This window comes from uncultured Castellaniella sp. (genome assembly GCF_937988725.1).
GTDB lineage: Bacteria > Pseudomonadota > Gammaproteobacteria > Burkholderiales > Burkholderiaceae_B > Castellaniella.
Genome location: NZ_CALKHS010000010.1, coordinates 865,271 through 884,082, shown reverse-complemented (window position 1 = coordinate 884,082; position 18,812 = coordinate 865,271). Strand labels below are relative to the sequence as shown.

The window sequence follows — 18,812 nt, the reverse complement described above, 5'->3', positions numbered from 1 at the left end:
CTTATTTCTTCGACAGGCGCCCGCGGGCGTCGTACAGATCCTGGCCCATCAGGCCGCGCAAGGTGTCCAGCGCCTGCTGGTTGTGTTCCATGAAGGTCTTCAGGATCTGGCCGTTGTCCTGGTTCAGGGCGCTGGCGTGCGCCGCGCGTTCGAACAGGGTGTCGAAGGCGGGACGCAGGTCGGGATGCAGGGCGCAGACGACGTCGATGCTGGCGCGGTCGTCCGCCTGTCCCATGCTGGCCAGAGTCGCGGCGCGGGCCTGGTCCAGTTCGCTCAGGCGGCGGGCGTAGTCGTTCTTGCGCGTGGTGAGCGCGCCCAGCGCTTCGTTGGAAGGCGTTTCCAGCAGCAGGGCGCCTTCGGCTTCCAGGACCTGGATGAAATCGTTCAGCAGTTCGGATTGTTCGTCCACGCACTGCAGCAGCGCGTCGATGTGGCTCATGGTGGAATAATCCCGTCGGGCTGGAAAAGCGGTACGAAAATTATATCAGGCGCACCCCGGCGCTTCCCCGGGGCGTTCAGCTCGCCGGGCGCGCGCTGCGGGACTGTCCGTCCGGCGTCGCGGGAATATGGGCGAGCTTGTCCGGGTTGCGCTGCGCGTAGATCCGGAAAATCCCGGTGTCGTCGATCAGCAGGTGCTGCGCGGATTCCAGCGTCCCGTCGATGAATCGCAAGAAGCCCCATTCGCCGTTGATGCGGGTCGGCTGGTAGAGGACCCGCTCCGGGTAGCGCAGCGCGCTGGCCAGGTAGAGCTGCGCGATCCGCTCTCCTCCTTGCAGCGGCCTGCCGAAGCTGGGCACCTTGCCGCCGCCATCGCCGATCAGTTCCGCGTCGGCGGCGAACAGGGCCTTGAGGCTGGAAAAATCGCCCGTCGAAGCCGCGTGCGCGAATTCCCTCAGCAGGCGTTCCTGCGTGCGCGGGTCGACGCGGGTCCGCCTGTGCCCTTGCTGGATCTGTTTTCTGGCGCGGGCGACGAGCTGTCGGCACGCGGCCTGGGTCTTGCCCAGGGTGGCGGCGATTTCCGCGTAGTCTTCGTCGAAGATGTCGTGCAGCAGGTATGCCGCCCTCCCTTCGGGAGACAGGCGCTCCAGGACGCTGAGGAGCGCGAACGAGATGTTCTCGGATCGGTCGATGATCTGTTCAGGGGACCGGGCGTCGTCGGCCAGGACGGGTTCGGGCAGCCAGATGCCTTCGTAGTGCGCGCGGCGGACCTTGGCGGCGCGCAGCCGGTCTATGGACAGCCGCGTGACCGCCGACACCAGCCAGGCCTCGGCATTGTCGATGCTTTCCCGCGCGGATCCGTGCCAGCGCAGCCAGGCATCCTGGACCACGTCCTCGGCTTCGGCCCAGGAACCCAGCATCCGGTAGGCGATGCTCTTCAGGCGGGGCTGGTGGGACAGGAAAGTTTGCGTGCCGTCAGTCATGGGTGGGGGTCCTCCGGGGCGATGGGGCAGCTTACACCCGGCCCCGGCGCCGGGGCCTCGTTTTGATGCGCCCCGTGCAACACCGTGCGGCCTTCGGAAGGCCTACCGGGCGCCGGCGTGGCTGCCTAGAATTTCTCCGAGCCGCCGCCAATCGGACGGCGGGCATATGGATCATGATAGGAGTCTCGTGATGACGCAACGCCTCGATTACATTCAGCAGTCGCCGGATCTGTTCAAGAAGTTCCTGGAGTTCAGCAATGTTCTGACGAAAGGGGCCATCGAACAGCCGATCCGGGATCTGGTGTCCATCCGCGCTTCGCAGATGAACGGCTGCGGCTTCTGCCTCGACATGCACGTGAAGGAGGCGCGCCTGCATGGCGAGCGGGAACTGCGGCTGCATCATGTGGCCATCTGGCGGGAATCCACGCTGTTCGAGCCGCGCGAACGCGCCGCCCTGGCCTGGACGGAGGTCCTGACGGCGCTGCCGGCGCATGGCGTCCCGGACGAGATCTATGAACGGGTGCGCGCGCAGTTCAGCGAGAAGGAACTGTCCGACCTGACGTTTGGCGTGATGGCCATCAATGGCTGGAACCGGGCGAACATCGCGTTCAAGACCGTGCCGGGCTCGGCCGACAAGGTCTTCGGGCTGGACAAGGCCGGCCTCGCCTGAGAGACAGGTCATCCCGTGCAGGGGCGGCATGCCGTTCCGGGCGGACCGGCGCATGCCGGGTGTCACAAACCTCATGTCTGGCGCGTCTAGGGGGTATGAACACCAGCACCAGCATCCGGGTGTCGGACGATCGCCCGCGCGCGGCCGACACCTTCGCCAGCAGTTTCGCCACCAGCTATGCGGGCGTCGTCGCCTTTCTGGCGGTGGCCCGGGAAGGCAGTTTTTCACGCGCGGGCGACCGGCTCGGCATCGACCGTTCCGCGGTCAGCCGCAGCGTGCGCAAGCTCGAGGCGCAGCTGGACGCCCGCCTGTTCCTGCGCACGACCCGCAACACCTCGCTGACCCGCGAAGGTGAAATCTTCTACGAGAACTGCCTGCCCGGCGTGGAGCGCATCGTCCGCGCGCTGGACGACATGCGGGAATTGCGCGACGGGCCGCCGCGGGGCCATCTGTCCATTCAGGCCTCGCCGGGCTTCGGGCGCGGGGTGATCGCTCCGCTGCTGCACCGGTTCCATGCCCGTTATCCCGACATCACCACCGAATTGCTGCTGAGCCGGAAACCGGCCGATTTCGCCGGCGACCGCATCGACGTCGCCTTCCACGACGGCAGGCTGGAGGACAGCGACATCGTGGCGCGGCAGCTGATCCCGATGCCCTGGGTCGTCTGCGCGTCTCCCTCTTATATTGCGGCCCATGGGGTGCCGCGCGTCGTCGGGGACCTGGATCGCCACCAGTGCATCGCCTTTCGAGAGGCATCCGGCCGTCTCCGGGACTGGGAGTTCAAGGTGGGCGGCCAGGCTTTGCGGCGCCGGATATCCGGGCCCGATATCTTCAACGACCTGGATCTCATCCTGCAGGCCGCGAGGCAGGGCCGGGGCGTGGCCCAGCTGCCCGGCTATCTGGTGGGCGACGCCGTCCGGGCGGGCGGATTGATCGAGTGTCTTGCGCCGTATGCGCCCGATGACGGGGGGCATTACCTGTGTTACCTGAGCCGCAGGCACCTGCCCGCCAGGATCCGGGTCTTTGCCGATTACGTCACCGAGGAGATCCGCTTGCTGGAGAAGGAACGCGAGTCCGGGCGCGTCTCTGGACTGCCGCGATTCCGGGATGTGCCCAGCCTGTGCTGGTCTGTCGATTCTTGAATTATTTCAGCAGTTCGCGCACGCTGGCCAGCAGGCTGTCGGCGATGCGGCCCGCGTCGATCTTCAGTTCGCCGGAGGCCAGGGCATCGCGAATCTGCTGGACCCGCGCGGTCTGGACGTCGGCGTCGCTGTTGTTCAGTGCGGCCAGCTGCCGGGCGGCCGGGCTGAGGTCGACTTCGGAACGGCTGCTGCCCGCGTGGGACGCGGCATGGCCGGCGTTATCGCTGCGCGTATTCCCGGTAACCCCGTTGAGCAAGGGGTTGGACGATGTGGAATTGACTTTCAAGGCTCGTCTCCGGGTGAAAGGACAGGGTCAAATGGTGCACCCCTTGTTACGGCAGCGCGGCGCGAATCTTTAGCCCTCTGTGCGGCCGGCCGACATCACATCATAACCTGAACCGTATGCGCATCCAGCACCGTGCCGGTGATGATCTGGCCATTGGGGGTGCGCACCTGGATCTGCGTGCCCGGACTGCCCGATTCCAGGGCCTGGCCTTCGCCCGAAGCCACGAAACCCGTGCCGCGCGCCACGGTGCGCACCTGCTGGCCGCGCTGGACGGAATTCGGGTCGCGCAGGGCGCTGTCTTCGATCGGCCCGCCCGCGCGGATGCGGCGCGTGACGATCCAGCCGACCACGTGCGCCGGGTCGCTGATCACCCGGCGCAGGCGCAGCAGATCGCCTTCCCGTGTGTCCAGATCGTCCAGGCTGATGACGGCCCCGCGATCCAGCGTGCGGTTGGCCACGAAATAGCGGCCCGTGATCTGGACGCTGGCCTGCACGTACAGCGTCCAGGGCTGGGGGGCCAGGCAGCGGACCCCCACCGAGGTCCGCGACCGCAGTCCGCCGGATCCGGCCAGAAAGGTGTCCATCCGGCTGCAGGCCGCCTGATTGGTGATGCGCGGCGGATCCACCGTGATCGTGGCCGTGCCGGGGTAGGATTCCGCGCGGTCCTTCAGGAGCGCTTCCACTTGGGCGGCGATGGCGGCCGGATCCTGGACGGCGGCGGCCTGCGCGCTCGCCGCGCCGGGCAGGGCGCAGGCGGCCAGGCAGGCGGCGGCCGCCAGCCAGCGGCGGGCGATGGCCGCGATCGGGGCGGTGATCGGCGGGGCGGGGCGGATGCTCATGTCCGCATTGTAGAAGATGCCCGGCCCCGCATCCCGAAACGAAGCGGAGGCGACATTGCCTGAATAGCCCTTCAAACCCCGCTTTGTTCCGGCCTTTATGGCGCGAGGGGGAGCCGTACTATGCCACTGTGCGCTAAAGCCGCGAATGGTCAGGGATCATTTGGTGCCCGGTGGATGCGTACTTCAATTCACCTGAATGCATTGCATGCCATGATCGATCGAATCGGCAAGGACTTCGAGTTCTATCAGAAAGCCCTGGCCCTGCGTCAGCAGCGACAGGAACTTCTGGCGACGAACATCGCCAATTCCGACACGCCCAACTACAAGGCGCGCGACATCGACTTCAACGCTACGCTGCGCGAGGCGATGGGCGAGAACTCCGGCGTGCCCCGCCTGCCGGACACGTCCCTGACGCTGACCTCGTCGCGTCACATCCCCGCCCGGGCGCATTCCACCGGTCCGGCCGAGGAACTCTATCGCGTTCCCCTGCAGCCCAGCCTGGATGGCAATACGGTCGACATGAACGTCGAACGCGTCCAGTTCGCCGACAATACCGCGAAATACCAGACGGATCTGCAGGTGTTGAACGGCCGCATCAAATCCTTGCTGACGGCGCTGCAGCAGTAACCGGCCCACGGAAATCACGCACATGTCCACTCTCAGCATATTCCAGATCGCCGGTTCCGCCCTGGCCGCCCAGTCCGAACGCATGAACGTCACGGCCAGCAACATCGCCAACGCCGACAGCGCCGTCGGGCCGGATGGCCAGCCCTACCGGGCCCGTCAGGTCGTCTTCCAGATGACGCCGTCCGCCCAGTCGGAAGCCGTCGGCGGGGTGCGGGTCGCGGCCGTGCAGGAAAGCAACGCGCCCGCCCGCATCCAGTACGATCCGGGCAACCCGCTGGCCGACGCCCGCGGCTACGTCACCCTGCCCAACGTCGATGTCGTGGCCGAAACCGTCAACATGATTTCCGCTTCGCGCTCGTACCAGGCCAATGTCGAGGTCATCAACACGGCCAAGTCCCTGATGGCCAAAACCCTGACCATCGGTCAATAAGGAATCCGATCATGGCAACCGTCAACGACGTCTACGGATCCAACGCCGCCAGCGCGCTGGCCGGCGCCCAGACCAAATCCCTGATGGGCGACACCCAGGACCGCTTCCTGACCCTGCTGGTCACGCAGCTGCAGAACCAGGATCCGCTCAATCCCATGGACAACGCCCAGGTCACGTCGCAGATCGCGCAGCTGTCCATGGTCAACGGGATCCAGCAGTTGAACAACACCCTGCTGGCCCTGTCGGGCCAGATGGACATGTCCCAGTCCCTGCAGGCCGCCGGCCTGATCGGCAAGGACATCCTTTATCCGGGCGAAAAGATCTCCCTGGGCAGCGATCCTGCGTCCGGAGCCAAGACGGCCACGCCCTTCGGCATCGACCTGATGTCGGGCGCGACGAAGGGCAAGATCTCCATCCTGGATTCCGCCGGCAAGGTCGTGCGCGAATATGACCTCGGCGCCAAGGATGCCGGCGTCTATCCCATGAGCTGGGATGGCCTGGATTCCGCCGGCGCGCCGGTGCCGGACGGCGCCTACACCGTCCAGGTGAGCGCGTCCGACGACAAGGGGCAGCCGGTGTCCGTCCAGGCGCTCACGTCCGGCCACATCAACAGCATCGCCTACACCACCGAAGGCCTCAAGCTGAACCTGGCCCTGGGCGGCAAGATTTCCCTGCTGGACATCCGGCAGGTCATGTAATTCCAGGGGTCGGCAAGCGCGCCGTCCCGGTTCCAAGTCAACGATTCAACGCAGCACGCACTGAAAGAGGTCACTCATGGGTTTCGGTCAAGGTCTCAGCGGTCTGAACGCCGCCTCGCAAAACCTGGATGTCATCGGCAACAACATCGCCAACTCCGGCACGGTCGGCTTCAAGTCCGGCTCGGCCACCTTTGCCGACGTGTATGCCAGCTCCCGCGTGGGCCTGGGCGTGCAGGTGGCGTCCATCAACCAGCGCTTCACGACCGGCATCGTGTCGACATCGGGCAACCAGTTCGACATGGCCATCGATGGGGCCAAGGGCCTGTTCGTCGTCACCCAACCCAACGGCGCGACGCTGTACACGCGCAACGGCCAGTTCTTCGCCGACAAGGACCACAAGATCGTCAACGCCCAGGGCCAGCAGCTGATGGGCTACGCGCCGGGCGGCACCAGCCTGATCGGCATGACGGTGCCGGTGGGGAACATCAATCCGCAGGCGACCAGCACCATCACCAACAAGGTGAATCTGGACGCGGATGCGAAGGTGGTGCCTGCGGCGACTGCGTTCGATCCCACCAATGCCGACTCCTATTCCAACATGGTGCCGCTGACGGTCTACGACTCGCTGGGGAACTCGCATCGTGTGGAGCAGTACTACACCAAACGTGATCCTGTGGGCGGCAACAGCACCTGGGAAGTCAATTATGTCGTGGATGGCACGGCTCCTTCCGGTCCTCCCCCTGCGGCCAATACGGCGGTTCTGAGCTTCGACAATGCGGGCCGCCTTGTGTCAGGCTCGCCAGCCACCATCACGTTCACGCCGGGCGGCGCGACGTCGCCCGCCGCCCCGGTGTCGATCCAGGTCTCCTACGACGGCTCCACCCAGTTCGGCGGCAGCTATTCCCAGGACTTCGTCCAGAACGGCTACGCCACCGGCGAATACGCCAGCATGTCCATCGGCACCAACGGCGAATTGATCGCCAACTACACCAACGGCGCCAAGCAGACCATGGGCCAGCTGGCCCTGGCCGACTTCGCCAACCTGCAGGGCCTGCAGCCGGTGGGCGGCAACGCCTGGGCCGAAACCGCCAACTCCGGCCAGCCCATCATGGGCACGCCGGGCAGCAACGGCCTGGCCACCATCAAAGGCCAGGCCATCGAAGAATCCAACGTGGACATGTCCCAGGAACTGGTCAATATGATCATTGCCCAGCGCACCTACCAGGCCAATGCCCAGACCATCAAGACGCAGGACCAGATCCTGCAGACCTTGATCACCATGCGCTAAGCGCGGTAGCACGGCATGGATCGCATCCTGTACACGGCGTCCAACGGCGCCGCCCGCATCCTGGAGCAGCAGTCGGCCATTGCCAACAACATGGCCAATGTGTCGACGACGGGCTTTCGCGAACAGCTGGCCCTCTACCGGTCCGTGCCGGTGGTGCCGCAGGCGGGCGAACTGCCCACCCGCGTCAGCACGGTGGCGTCCACGCCCGGCAGCCGCTTCGGCCAGGGCGCCATGGTGGAAACCGGCCATGCCCTGGACACCGCCATCGCCGGCGAAGGCTGGTTCGCCGTGCAGACCCCCCAGGGCGAGGCCTACACCCGCTCGGGCGAATTCGCCGTCAACCAGGAAAACCAACTGGTCACGCTGGGCGGCCTGCCGGTGCTGTCCAATGACGGGCGCCCTATCGAAATCCCGGAACGCGGCAGCGTCACCTTCGCCACCGACGGGCAGATGAGCGCCCTGGGTGCTGGCGACAACCCGCGCGACATCCAGATGCTGGCCCAGCTGAAGCTGGTGAATCCGCCTCCCGCCCAGTTGCAGCGCGGCGACGACGGCCTGTTCCGCTTGGCGGGCGGGCAGCCGGCCCAGGCCGATGCGGCCGTGCGGATCGCCCCCGGTTTCGTGGAAAAGAGCAACGTCAACCCCGCCAGCGCCATGGTGGCCATGATTTCCAATGCCCGTCAGTTCGAATTGCAGATGCAGGTGATCAAGAACGCCAGCACCAACGAAGAACGCGGCAATTCCGTACTTTCCGTGGCGGGCTGACGCCCGGCGCCCTGAACAGGACTTTTCGAGATGATACGTTCCCTGTGGATCGCCAAGACCGGTCTGGAAACCCAGCAGACCAGCATGGACGTGATTTCCAACAATCTGGCCAACGTCAACACCACGGGCTTCAAGCGCGGCCGCGCCGTGTTCGAGGACCTGATGTACCAGACCGTGCGCCAACCCGGCGCCAGCGTCGGCGCGGCCAACCAGCTGCCCTCGGGCCTGCAGCTGGGCACCGGCGCGCGCGTGGTGGCCACCGAACGTATCCACACCCAGGGCAACGTCAAGGAAACCGGCAACACGCTGGACGTGGCTATCCAGGGCAATGGCTTTCTGCAGGTCGAAATGCCGGACGGGTCCTTCGCCTACACCCGCGACGGCAGCATCCAGCGCGACCAGAACGGCATGCTGGTGACGGCGGGCGGCTACACCATCCAGCCGGGCATCAACATCCCCGACAACGCCCTGTCCATCACCATCGCCCGGGACGGCACGGTGTCCGTCACCCAGCCTGGCGCCGCCGGCACCAACGTGCAGGTGGGCCAACTGCAGCTGGCGACGTTCATCAATCCCACCGGCCTGCAGAGCATGGGCGAGAACCTGTACGCGGAAACCGATGCCTCCGGGCCGGCCAATCTGCTGCAGCCGGGGCTGGACGGCGCCGGGGTGCTGCTGCAGAACTACGTGGAAACCTCCAACGTCAATGTGGCCGAGGAACTGGTCAACATGATCACGACGCAGCGCGCCTTTGAAATGAACAGCAAGGCCGTGCAGACGTCGGACCAGATGCTGGCGCGTCTGACACAGCTGTAATCAGGATGTCCATGAAGGGTTTGCGTCGTCTTGCAGGATCGTGGGTGGCCATGGCGGCCCTGTTGGTGTCCGGGTGCGCCCTGGTGCCGCCCGAGCCGGTGGTCACCGGCCCCCTGACGGCGCCGCCCCCGCCGCCGGCGCTGCCTTCCGCCGAGGCCAATGGCTCCATCTATCAGCCCACGGCCTACGGCAACTATCCCCTGTTCGAGGACCGCCGTCCGCGCAACGTCGGCGACATCGTCACCATCGTCATCCAGGAAAAGACCAACGCGGCGAAAAGCGTGGGCACCAGCACGGATCGCAACGGCAGCGCCAGCATGAATATCGGCCTGGAACCCGCCATCCTGCCCACGGACCTGGGCGCCAAGCAGAATTTCCAGGTCGGCAGCGGCAACAAGTCCGACGGCAAAGGTTCCAGCAGCGCCACCAACGCATTCACGGGCACGCTGACCACCACCGTGATCGGCGTGCTGCCCAACGGCAATCTGCAGGTGGCCGGCGAAAAACAGATCGCCATCAATCGCGGCAGCGAGTACGTGCGCTTTTCCGGCGTGGTGGACCCGCGTTCCATCACCGGCAGCGGCACCGTCTCGTCCACCCAGGTGGCCGACGCCCGCATCGAATACCGCAGCAAGGGCGTGATGGACGAGGTCCAGACCATGGGCTGGCTGCAGCGCTTCTTCCTGAACATTGCCCCGTTCTGACGTCATGATGGATAGGATTCTCGTGCACACTCCCACCCCGAGCCCCAAGCGGCGCGGCGGTCTTCCATCCGGCGCCGCCGGCGGCTGCCTGCGCGCCGGGCTGGCCGCGGCGCTGCTGGCCTGCCTGGGGACGCTGATTCCGCTGACGGCCGCCCAGGCCGAACGCATCAAGGATCTGGCCTCCTTCACCGGCGTGCGCGAAAACCAGCTGATCGGCTACGGCCTGGTGGTGGGCCTGGACGGCAGCGGCGACCAGGTGCGCCAGACGCCGTTCACCCAGCAGAGCCTGACCAACATGCTGTCGCAGCTGGGCGTCACCGTGCCCCAGGGCACCAACATGCAGGTCAAGAACGTCGCCGCCGTGATGGTCACCACCCGGCTGCCGGCCTTCGCCCAGCCGGGCCAGAGCCTGGACGTGGTGGTCTCCTCCATGGGCAACGCCAAGAGCCTGCGCGGCGGCACCCTGCTGATGACGCCCCTGAAGGGCGCCAACGGCCAGGTCTACGCCCTGGCCCAGGGCAATCTGCTGGTGGGCGGGGCGGGGGCTTCGCAAGGCGGGGCCAGCGTCCAGGTCAATCAGCTGAACGGCGGCATCATTCCCGACGGCGCCATCGTCGAGCGCGGCGTGCCGACCACCTATGCCCAGAACGGCACGGTGCGGCTGGAACTGAACACCAGCGATTTCGCGGTGGCGCAGAACGTCGTGTCGGCCCTGAACCGCCGTTTCGGCGGCCAGACCGCCACGGCCCTCAACGGCCGCACCATCGAACTGCGGGCCCCCGCGGATCCCCAAAGTCAACTGGCCTTCCTGTCGCAGGTGGAAAACCTGAACGTGACGCTGCCGCCGGCCCGCGCCCGGGTGGTGATCAACGCCCGCACCGGATCGGTGGTGATGAACCGCACCGTCATGATCGACGAGGCCGCTATCGCCTACGGCAATCTGTCCGTGACCATCAGCCCGCAGCAGCAGGTCAGTCAGCCCACCACGCCGTTCGGCGGCGGGCAGACCGTGGTCACGAACAACACCCAGATCGAAATGCGCAGCGACAACGGCTCTTTGAAGCGCGTGAGCACCAGCGCCAATCTGGCCGACGTGGTGCGGGCCTTGAACGCCCTGGGCGCCACGCCGCAGGACCTGCTCTCCATCCTGCAGAACCTGAAGAGCGCGGGCGCCTTGCGGGCCGACCTGGAGGTCATCTAGCGTCATGGCGTTCGTGGCCCATACCCCTCTGCCCAGTTCGGATGGCGCGCCCTCGGCGCTGGATTTCAGCAGCCTGAACAGTCTGAAGCGCGGGGTGCAGAAGGACCCGAATTCCGAAGACAAGCAGCGCGAGGTCGCCCGGCAGTTCGAGGCCATGTTCATCCAGCTGCTGATGAAGCAGGCCCGCCAGACGGCGGACCAGATGCCGTCCCTGTTCGATTCCCAGGCCACGCGCATGGCGCGCAGCCTGAGCGACGAGCAGACTTCCCTGGCGCTGGCCAATCCCGGCATTGGCCTGGCCGACGCGCTGATGGCGCAGATGCGGGGCGGGGTGCTGAACCAGCCCCTGGATCCGCTGGCCAACCCGCCCGAAGCCGCCCGTTCGCGCCTGCCCGGGCTGCAATCGCGCATCGGCGAGGGCCGTAGGCAGGTGGCCGATTCGATTTCTTCCCTGATCGATCTGCTGTCCCAGCGCAATCTGGGACAGAAAGTGCGCAGCGCCATCCAGGGGGCGCCGGACCACATCCGGTCCTTCGTGGACCAGATGGCCGCGGCCGCCGACGTGGCGGCGCGGCGCAGCGGCGTGCCCGCCAAGCTGATCCTGAGCCAGGCCGCCCTGGAATCGGGCTGGGGCCAGCGCGAGATCCTGCGTCCGGACGGCAGCACCAGCCATAATCTGTTCGGCATCAAGGCCGGCGGCAACTGGCGCGGCGACGTGGTGCGCGTGATGACGACCGAATACGTCGACGGCGAGCCGCGCAGGATGCTGCAGCCTTTCCGCGCCTATGATTCCTATGCCGATTCCTTTACGGATTACGCCAACCTGATCAGCAAGAGCGATCGCTACAGCGATGTGATGACGGCCCGCAGCGCCGAGGACGCCGCCCGCAAGGTGCAGGCCGCCGGCTACGCCACCGATCCGTCCTACGCCGACAAGCTGATCAGCATCATGGGGTATTTCAACGCGCGCTGACGGGAACGGGCGGATCCGTCCGCCGCTAAATTTTCCCGCTTTGCTGCCGTTATCAAGTAAGACGAATTCTCGCGGGTGTCGATCCGGCATCCGCCTCACAGACAGGATTGCAGCATATGAATCTGGCGAATCTGGGCAAGGCAGGCCTGCTGGTCGCGCAAAACCGTCTGGCGACGGCCGGGCACAACATCAACAACGCCGCCACGGCCGGCTACAACCGCCAGACGGTGCTGTCCCAGACCGCCGGCGCCACGCCGACCTCGGGCGGCTGGATCGGCCGCGGGGTGCAGGCCGTCAGCGTGCAGCGGTCCTACGACAATTTCCTGTACAACCAGCTGAGCTCGTCCATCACGCGCGGCGCGGCCCTGAAAACCTACGGCGACCAGGTCAGCCAGATCAACAACCTGGTGGCCGACCGCACCGTGGGCATCTCGCCCAATATCCAGAAATTCTTCGACGGCCTGGACGCCGTCGCGACGTCGCCGGCCGACGTGGCGGCCCGCCAGGAACTGCTGGGACGCGCCAACAGCCTGTCCTCGCAGATCCGCGACGCCAACGCCTTCCTGGACAGCCAGCGGCAGAACGTCAACACCCAGATCGAAACGACCGTCACCCAGGTCAACAGCTACCTGGACCGCATCCAGGACCTGAACCGCCAGATCACCACGGCCAAGGCCACCAACCCCGGCCAGCCGCCCAACGACCTGCTGGACCAGCGCGACCAGCTGGCCGCCGATCTGGGGCAACTGGTGGACATCAAGGTCTACGAGCAGGACGACCGCTTCAACATCACCATCGGCAACGGCCAGACCGTGCTGGGCGGCGATTCGGTGTACTACCTGCAGGCCAATCCCTCGGCGGCGGACCCGAGCCGCCTGGCGGTGAATTTCACCGTGACCGATGCCAGCGGCGCCCCGCGGCCGGTCGAAATGAAGGACAGCATGATCACCGGCGGCAAGCTGGGCGGCCTGCTGACCTTCCGCTCCGACGTGCTGGATTCCGCGCAGAATGAACTGGGCCGCCTGGCCCTGGGCATTTCCATCTCCATCAATCAGCAGCACACCCAGGGCTACGATCCTTCCGGCGCGCAGGGCACTGATTTCTTCACGGTGTCCAGCCCCAAGATCATCGGCAACGCCGGCAACGCCGCCACGGCGCAACCCACGGCTTCGATCTCGGACGTGTCCAAGCTGACCACCCAGGATTACCGCCTGGAGTTCGACGGCACCAATTATTCGGTCACGCGGATGCCGGAAGGCACGTCCGTGGGCACGATCGCCGGCGCGGGGACTCTGACGGTCGACGGCGTCGTCTTCGACACCACGACGATCGCCGGGGCCGCTGCGGGCGACTCCTGGCTGATCCAGCCCACGCGCGACGCGGCCGCCGGCATGAACGTCGCCCTGACCGACCCGGCCAAGATCGCCGCGGCGGGGTGGGACGCCGATGCGAACGGCGGAGCGGGCGGCCCGGCGGGTTCGGCCAACGGCGACAACGCCCTGAAGCTGGCCGCATTGCGTTCGGAAAAGCTTCTGGGCAACGGCACCATGGGCCTGAACGAGGCCTATTCCCAGCTGGTCAACAACGTGGCCGTCAAGACCCAGTCCAACACCACGGCGCAAAAGGCCCAGGAATCCCTCATTCAGCAGAACTTCGCCGCCCAGCAGGCCGTGTCCGGCGTCAACATGGACGAGGAATACATCAATCTGCAGCAGTACCAGGAACAGTATCGGGCCGCCGCGCGGCTGATCGACACGGCCTCGACCCTGTTCGACACCTTGCTCAGCCTGCGCAATTGATCGCGCCGCATCACTAGGAATTCATCATGCGTATCAGTTCCAGCCTCATGTTCCAGACGGGCCTGAACACCATCAATGCCCAGCAGTCCGATCTGATGCACCTGTATCAGCAGATCGGCTCCGGCCAGAAGATGGTGACGCCCGCCGACGATCCCCTGGGGGCGTCCCAGGCCATCAATCTGTCGCAGTCGCAGGCGCAGAACGCCCGCTACGCGGACAACCGGTCTGTGGCCAACCAGAACCTGGCCACGGAAGAAGACGCGCTCAATTCCCTGACGCTGCTGCTGCAGGACGTGCGCACCCGCATGGTGCAGGTCGGCAATGGCACGCTGTCGGACGCGGACCGCCAGACCCTGGCCAACGTGCTGCAGAATGCGCGCGACACGGCCCTGGGCATCGCCAACACCACCGACGGCAACGGGCAATATGTGTTTTCCGGTTCCCGGGGCAGCGCTCCGGCCTTCATGGCGGACGGCACTTACAACGGCGACGGCATGCAGCGCCTGATTCAGGCCGACGCCACCCGCCAGATCGCCGGCAGCGATGTGGGGCGGGACATCTTCGCGCGGTCGCAGCCGGGGACGCTGGCCTACGTCAGCACGGCGGGCGCCGGCAACACGGGGACGATGGTCGCCTCAGGGCCGTACATTTCCGATCGGGCCCAGAATCCGGACGCCCGCTATTCCTATGCGGTCAGCTTCACCAGCGCGACGGATTACACCGTCGTCGTCACGGATGAATCGACCGGCGTGGCGTCGGCGCCGGTCAACTACACCCTGACGCCCGGCGCCACGGAAATGGACCTGGGCCAGGGCACCAAAGTGCAGATCTCGGGCACGCCGGCCGCCGGCGACACCTTGGCCGTCGACCCCCTGAAGACCCAGGACCCCAACATCTTCCAGACCTTCGACAAGCTGATCGCCGCCCTGAATGCGCCGACCCAGGGCGATGACCAGGCCACGGCCAGCCTGCGCAACATCCTGAACACCGGCATGCAGCAGGTCGCCACCAGCTACGACAACGTCCTGACGGTGCGGGCATCCATCGGCGCCCGCATGAACGAACTGCAGGCGCTGGACGACAGCGGATCGCAGCGCAACCTGGGCTTCACCAAGGCGCTGTCCGGCATCGAGGACCTGGACTACTACGAGGCCACCACCCAGCTCAGCCTGCGCAAGATCGCTCTCGAAGGCGCCGGTCTGGCGTTCCAGACGATCCAGGGGCTGAGCCTGTTCAATCTGGGCCGCAGCTAGGGATTGCGATTTTTCAGGGCCTGGTCCGTGATCGCGGACCAGGCGCATTTCTGGTGAATAGGGCCTACAAGGCCCTATTTTCTTAGGAAGGACAACAGCAGGCGTATGGCATGCTGATGATAATCACAAAGGTGAGGTGACATGAAGCTTCGTTTCTGGAAAGGGCGCGCGATCGCCCTGTCTTTGCGGGCACGGCTGACGCTGGTGGTGGGGTTGCTGTCCTTGCTGACGTTCGCCGCCGTGGGCAGCGCCTGGTTCGTGCAGCAGCAGAGCCAGCGCACCATCGCGCAACTGTCCTCGGTGGGGGTACAGGCGAATTCCGATGTGAAGAACGCGCTGATCTATGCGCAGCAGGCGACGACCCAGATCGAAGGGGCGCTGGGCATCGCCAATGAAAAACAGCGCCTGTGGGAACTGGGGCAGGCCGATCAGTTGCTGCGGCGTTCCCGCGAACACATGCAATCCCTGCGGGACACCGGGGCGCTGGCCGGTTCCCAGGGCGAATCCCTGCAGCACATCCTGGAGACCACCTTCAAGGATTACTGGGCGCAGGTCGATCAGCTGCGCGGCTTTGCGATCGGGCAGGATGCCAAGGCCTTCGAGGCCTTGAAGCGCGGCCGCCTGCGAAGCGCCGCCCGGGGCATGGACCGCGCTTTCGGGCAATTCGATCAGTACATCCAGAACGGCAGCAATGAATCGCGGCAGGCGCTGGCCCGGCAGTTCGAATGGGCCAATTACGGTTTCATCGGCTTGCTGGTCGTCGCCGTCGTGCTGGCCCTGCTGGCGTATCGCACCCTGATCCGCACGGTGCTGCGGCCGATGCAGGGCGTGGGCCGCCACTTGCAGAGGATGGCGGGCGGCAATCTGGACGTGATGATCTATCCCAAGTCCCGCGATGAAATCGGGCAGCTGCTGTTCGGCCTGAAGGACATGCGCGAGGGCCTGGAGTCCCTGATCCTGGGCGTGCGCACCCGCATGGGCCGGATGACCGACAGCGCCCGGCGCATCGCCAGCGGCAATCTGGACCTGAGCAGCCGCACCGATCAGCAGGCCGCCGCTTTGCAGCAGACCGCCGCCAGCATGGAAGAGCTGGCCAGCACGGTCAAGCAGAATGCCGATCATGCCCGGCAGGCCAATCAGCTGGCCAGCACCGCTTCCCAGGTGGCCTCCCGTGGGGGGCAGGTGGTGGGCGAGGCCGTGCAGACCATGCAGGGCATTTCCGGCAGCTCGCAGAAGATCGCCGACATCGTCGGCGTGATCGACAGCATCGCCTTCCAGACCAATATCCTGGCCTTGAACGCGGCGGTCGAAGCCGCCCGCGCCGGCGAACAGGGACGCGGCTTCGCCGTGGTGGCGGCCGAGGTCCGCGCCCTGGCCCAGCGCAGCGCGGGCGCCGCCAAGGAAATCAAGGCGCTGATCGAGGATTCCGTCGGCCGGGTGCAGGCGGGCTCGGCCCAGGTCAATCGCGCCGGCGAGACCATGCAGGAAATCGTCCAGGCCGTGACCCGGGTGTCCGACATCATGAGCGAGATCACGGCGGCCACGGTGGAGCAGTCCTCCGGCATCGATCAGGTCAATCTCGCCATTGCGCAGATGGACGCGGTCACGCAGCAGAACGCCGCGCTGGTGCAGCAGGCGGCGACGGCGGCCGGGTCCCTGGAGACGCTGGCGGCGGAGATCAGCCAGTCGCTGGCCGTGTTCCAGCTCAGCCAGCAGGCCGTGGAGGCCGCCGCGTCGCGGGAAGCCTCGCTGCCGGCCGTCGAAGATTCGTCCGCGCCCGTCGAAGATCGTTTGCCCGCGCCCGCGCCCGCCCTGGATGCGCCCGAACCGGCGGGCCGGCGACGGGCGGCAGCATCGGTGTCCGGAACGGGGCGGCAGGCGGCAGCGGCATCTGCGGCGCCGAGGCCCGCAGCGGCGTCCGCCGCCCGTGGCGCATCGCCATCCGCCGCGGCCGCGCCGGAAAAAAATCGCCTGACCGCGCCCGCGCAGGCAGCGCTGCGGCCGGTGGCTCGAACGACTTCGGATACGGAAGAATGGGAGGAATTCTGAACATGGATCATCATGGGCAAGGACGCGCCGGGGCGCGCTTGGGCAGGGCGGCGGCCGTCCCCGCTGGCGATGCGACCATGCGCCGTCCGCGCCTGGCCGCATCGCTGGCGGCGGCCGTCCTGCTGGCCGGCTGCGCCTTCAGCGGCAATGGCCTGAATACGGCAGGACTGGATCGCATCGTGGTGGGGCGCACCACGCTGGCCCAGGCATCCGAGGATCTGGGCGCCCAGCCGACCGACACCTGGCAGCAGGGCGACAGCCTGCTGGCCCGCTGGGCCTACAAGGGCACGGTGGCCACCGACGCCTTTTACGCGCGCCAGGAAGTCTGGCTGCGCTTCGGGCCCGACGGCACCTTCCAGCGCATGGAAAACAGCATCAACGTGCCTGTGCTGCGTCACCCGAGGACCGCCGCCGAGGCCGACCGCGAAGCGGCCCGGCGGCGCGCCAAGGCCGCGGCGTCCGCGCCTGCGACGGTTCCGGCCTCCGCCCAGGCGCCAGCCGCCGATGAAGGCATGATCATGATTCCCGGCAACGGCGACGCGGCCGCTCAGGCGGCATCCTCGGCCGCCGGCCCGATCCCCGTGCCGCCGCCTCCGCCTTTGCCAGCCAGCCGGACCGCGCCTGCCGCCGACGCCGCGACTCGGCAGCCGCTCCTGCCCGCAGGGTCCACGATCCTGCCGGGCGTCACTTATCCCTTGCCGTCGAAACGCTGAAAGCCCTGGGTGATCCTCGATCCGGGCGCGGCCTGCGGGTTTCCGGCTCGACCTGCGGGCCCGATGCCGCCTACAGGCCGGCCAGGCTGCGGGCGATCCGCGCCATGGCCTGGTAGCCGTCCTCGAACAGCCGGGTCAGGAAATCGCTGCTCTGGGGGATGACGATGGCCAGCATGATCAGGCCCGTCGTCAGCGAGATCGGAAAGCCCACGGCGAAGACCGACAGCTGCTGCGCCGTGCGGTTCAGGATGCCCAGCGACAGGTTGATGGTCAGCAGCACGATGATGATGGGCAGGGCCAGCAGCATGCCGGATATCCAGATCTGGGCGCTCCAGTCCAGCAGGGCGCTCCAGCCCTCGGGGTGCAGCGGGGCGCCGATGGGGAACAGGTCGAAGGTGCGCATCAGGCCGTCGATCATCAGCAGGTGACCGTTGACCGCCAGGAACATCAGCATGGCGACCAGGTTGATCAGGCGGGACAGCACCGCCGTATTGGCGCCCGTGGCGGGATCGAAGAAGGATGCGAAGGCCAGCCCCATGGGCAGGCCGACGAATTCCCCGGCCATCATGGTGGCGGTGAAGATCAGCCGCATGCACAGGCCCAGCGTCATGCCGATCAGCACCTGCTGCGCCGCGATCAGCAGGCCCGCGTAGGATGCCGGCGCGATGGCGGGCACCGGACCGATCAGGGGCGACACGACGATGGTGAGGACCACGGACAGGCCGATCTTCACCCGCGCCGGGACGGAGGATTCGCCCAGGATGGGCGCCAGGGCCACCAACCCCGCGATGCGAAACAGCGGCCATAGCAGGCCGCTGATCCAGGCGTAGAGCTGGTCGATCTGGAAATCGATCATGGATCGCGGTCAGCTGGCCAGGCCGGGGATGGAGTCCAGCAGGGTGCGGATGTAATCGACCATCGTGGTGATCAGCCACGGCCCCAGCAGGACCAGCGCCGCCCCCACGGCCAGCAGCTTGGGAATGAATGACAGCGTCATTTCATTGATCTGCGTGGCGGCCTGGAAGATGCTGATCAGCAGGCCGACCAGCAGCGTCACCAGCAGCAGGGGACCGGCCATCACCAGGGCCACCCGCAGGGCCTGGTAGGTCATGGACATGACGGCTTCCGGTGTCATGGG

At 66.6% G+C, this 18,812-nt stretch carries 21 protein-coding genes; 15 read left to right on the top strand and 6 right to left on the bottom strand.

Translation table 11 applies throughout. From position 1 onward, the window contains the following. Position 1: 1 nt before the first annotated feature. Both Q0263_RS14660 and Q0263_RS14655 read right to left on the bottom strand, forming a co-directional pair. Positions 2-439 (bottom strand): flagella synthesis protein FlgN, encoded by a 438-nt coding sequence (locus tag Q0263_RS14660; protein ID WP_298017676.1) that lies wholly within the window; start codon positions 437-439, stop codon positions 2-4. Positions 440-515: 76 nt separating this feature from the next. Continuing rightward, complete coding sequence (locus tag Q0263_RS14655) at positions 516-1,421, bottom strand: RNA polymerase sigma-70 factor (RefSeq protein WP_298017675.1); 906 nt, start codon at positions 1,419-1,421, stop codon at positions 516-518. Between the two features lie 190 nt (positions 1,422-1,611). On the opposite strand from Q0263_RS14655, the gene Q0263_RS14650 reads away from it, so the two are divergent. Both Q0263_RS14650 and Q0263_RS14645 read left to right on the top strand, forming a co-directional pair. Then, positions 1,612-2,091 (top strand): carboxymuconolactone decarboxylase family protein, encoded by a 480-nt coding sequence (locus Q0263_RS14650; protein WP_298017672.1) that lies wholly within the window; start codon positions 1,612-1,614, stop codon positions 2,089-2,091. A 95-nt stretch (positions 2,092-2,186) separates the two neighbouring features. Further along, complete coding sequence (locus Q0263_RS14645) at positions 2,187-3,233, top strand: LysR family transcriptional regulator (protein ID WP_298017670.1); 1,047 nt, start codon at positions 2,187-2,189, stop codon at positions 3,231-3,233. A gap of 1 nt (position 3,234) precedes the next feature. On the opposite strand, the gene flgM is transcribed toward Q0263_RS14645, so the two are convergent. Together flgM and flgA are read right to left on the bottom strand one after the other, a co-directional pair. After that, positions 3,235-3,519 carry a flagellar biosynthesis anti-sigma factor FlgM gene (flgM, locus tag Q0263_RS14640; protein WP_298017668.1) on the bottom strand — a complete coding sequence of 95 codons (285 nt, stop codon included), beginning with the start codon at positions 3,517-3,519 and terminating at the stop codon, positions 3,235-3,237. Between the two features lie 95 nt (positions 3,520-3,614). Continuing rightward, positions 3,615-4,358, bottom strand: a complete 744-nt coding sequence (gene flgA, locus Q0263_RS14635; protein WP_298017665.1) for a flagellar basal body P-ring formation chaperone FlgA — start codon at positions 4,356-4,358, stop codon at positions 3,615-3,617. Between the two features lie 210 nt (positions 4,359-4,568). Here flgA and flgB point away from each other — a divergent pair, with 210 nt between their 5' ends. The 13 genes from flgB to Q0263_RS14570 all read left to right on the top strand — a co-directional run bounded on the left by flgB (position 4,569) and on the right by Q0263_RS14570 (position 17,674). Then, positions 4,569-4,985, top strand: a complete 417-nt coding sequence (gene flgB, locus Q0263_RS14630) for a flagellar basal body rod protein FlgB (protein WP_298017663.1) — start codon at positions 4,569-4,571, stop codon at positions 4,983-4,985. A gap of 22 nt (positions 4,986-5,007) precedes the next feature. After that, complete coding sequence (gene flgC / locus Q0263_RS14625; protein WP_298017660.1) at positions 5,008-5,415, top strand: flagellar basal body rod protein FlgC; 408 nt, start codon at positions 5,008-5,010, stop codon at positions 5,413-5,415. Positions 5,416-5,426: 11 nt separating this feature from the next. Then, a complete protein-coding gene (locus tag Q0263_RS14620) occupies positions 5,427-6,113 on the top strand; it encodes a flagellar hook capping FlgD N-terminal domain-containing protein (RefSeq protein ID WP_298017658.1) in 687 nt (228 codons plus the stop codon). Between the two features lie 76 nt (positions 6,114-6,189). Further along, positions 6,190-7,401 (top strand): flagellar hook protein FlgE, encoded by a 1,212-nt coding sequence (gene flgE, locus Q0263_RS14615; RefSeq protein WP_298017657.1) that lies wholly within the window; start codon positions 6,190-6,192, stop codon positions 7,399-7,401. Positions 7,402-7,416: 15 nt separating this feature from the next. Then, on the top strand, positions 7,417-8,166 hold the full coding sequence (gene flgF / locus Q0263_RS14610) for a flagellar basal-body rod protein FlgF (protein ID WP_298017655.1): 750 nt from the start codon (positions 7,417-7,419) through the stop codon (positions 8,164-8,166). Between the two features lie 30 nt (positions 8,167-8,196). Further along, positions 8,197-8,982, top strand: a complete 786-nt coding sequence (gene flgG / locus Q0263_RS14605; RefSeq protein WP_298017652.1) for a flagellar basal-body rod protein FlgG — start codon at positions 8,197-8,199, stop codon at positions 8,980-8,982. Between the two features lie 5 nt (positions 8,983-8,987). Further along, positions 8,988-9,686, top strand: a complete 699-nt coding sequence (locus tag Q0263_RS14600; protein WP_298017649.1) for a flagellar basal body L-ring protein FlgH — start codon at positions 8,988-8,990, stop codon at positions 9,684-9,686. 100 nt (positions 9,687-9,786) lie between these two features. Then, positions 9,787-10,887 (top strand): flagellar basal body P-ring protein FlgI, encoded by a 1,101-nt coding sequence (locus Q0263_RS14595; protein ID WP_298019137.1) that lies wholly within the window; start codon positions 9,787-9,789, stop codon positions 10,885-10,887. 4 nt (positions 10,888-10,891) lie between these two features. Further along, positions 10,892-11,860: a flagellar assembly peptidoglycan hydrolase FlgJ gene (gene flgJ / locus Q0263_RS14590; RefSeq protein ID WP_298017647.1), complete on the top strand. Its 969-nt coding sequence runs from the start codon at positions 10,892-10,894 to the stop codon at positions 11,858-11,860. 116 nt (positions 11,861-11,976) lie between these two features. Then, complete coding sequence (flgK, locus tag Q0263_RS14585) at positions 11,977-13,659, top strand: flagellar hook-associated protein FlgK (protein WP_298017645.1); 1,683 nt, start codon at positions 11,977-11,979, stop codon at positions 13,657-13,659. 26 nt (positions 13,660-13,685) lie between these two features. After that, entirely contained in the window at positions 13,686-14,912 is a 1,227-nt protein-coding gene (flgL, locus tag Q0263_RS14580) for a flagellar hook-associated protein FlgL (RefSeq protein ID WP_298017643.1), read from the top strand. Positions 14,913-15,053: 141 nt separating this feature from the next. Next, positions 15,054-16,961, top strand: coding sequence for a methyl-accepting chemotaxis protein (locus Q0263_RS14575; protein WP_298017640.1), 1,908 nt, complete (start codon positions 15,054-15,056; stop codon positions 16,959-16,961). Positions 16,962-16,963: 2 nt separating this feature from the next. Further along, positions 16,964-17,674 carry a hypothetical protein gene (locus Q0263_RS14570; protein WP_298017638.1) on the top strand — a complete coding sequence of 237 codons (711 nt, stop codon included), beginning with the start codon at positions 16,964-16,966 and terminating at the stop codon, positions 17,672-17,674. Between the two features lie 70 nt (positions 17,675-17,744). Here Q0263_RS14570 and fliR read toward each other — a convergent pair whose 3' ends face one another. Beyond that, on the bottom strand, positions 17,745-18,530 hold the full coding sequence (fliR, locus tag Q0263_RS14565; RefSeq protein WP_298017636.1) for a flagellar biosynthetic protein FliR: 786 nt from the start codon (positions 18,528-18,530) through the stop codon (positions 17,745-17,747). 9 nt (positions 18,531-18,539) lie between these two features. After that, positions 18,540-18,809 (bottom strand): flagellar biosynthesis protein FliQ, encoded by a 270-nt coding sequence (gene fliQ / locus Q0263_RS14560; protein WP_298017633.1) that lies wholly within the window; start codon positions 18,807-18,809, stop codon positions 18,540-18,542. Between the last annotated feature and the right edge of the window lie 3 nt (positions 18,810-18,812).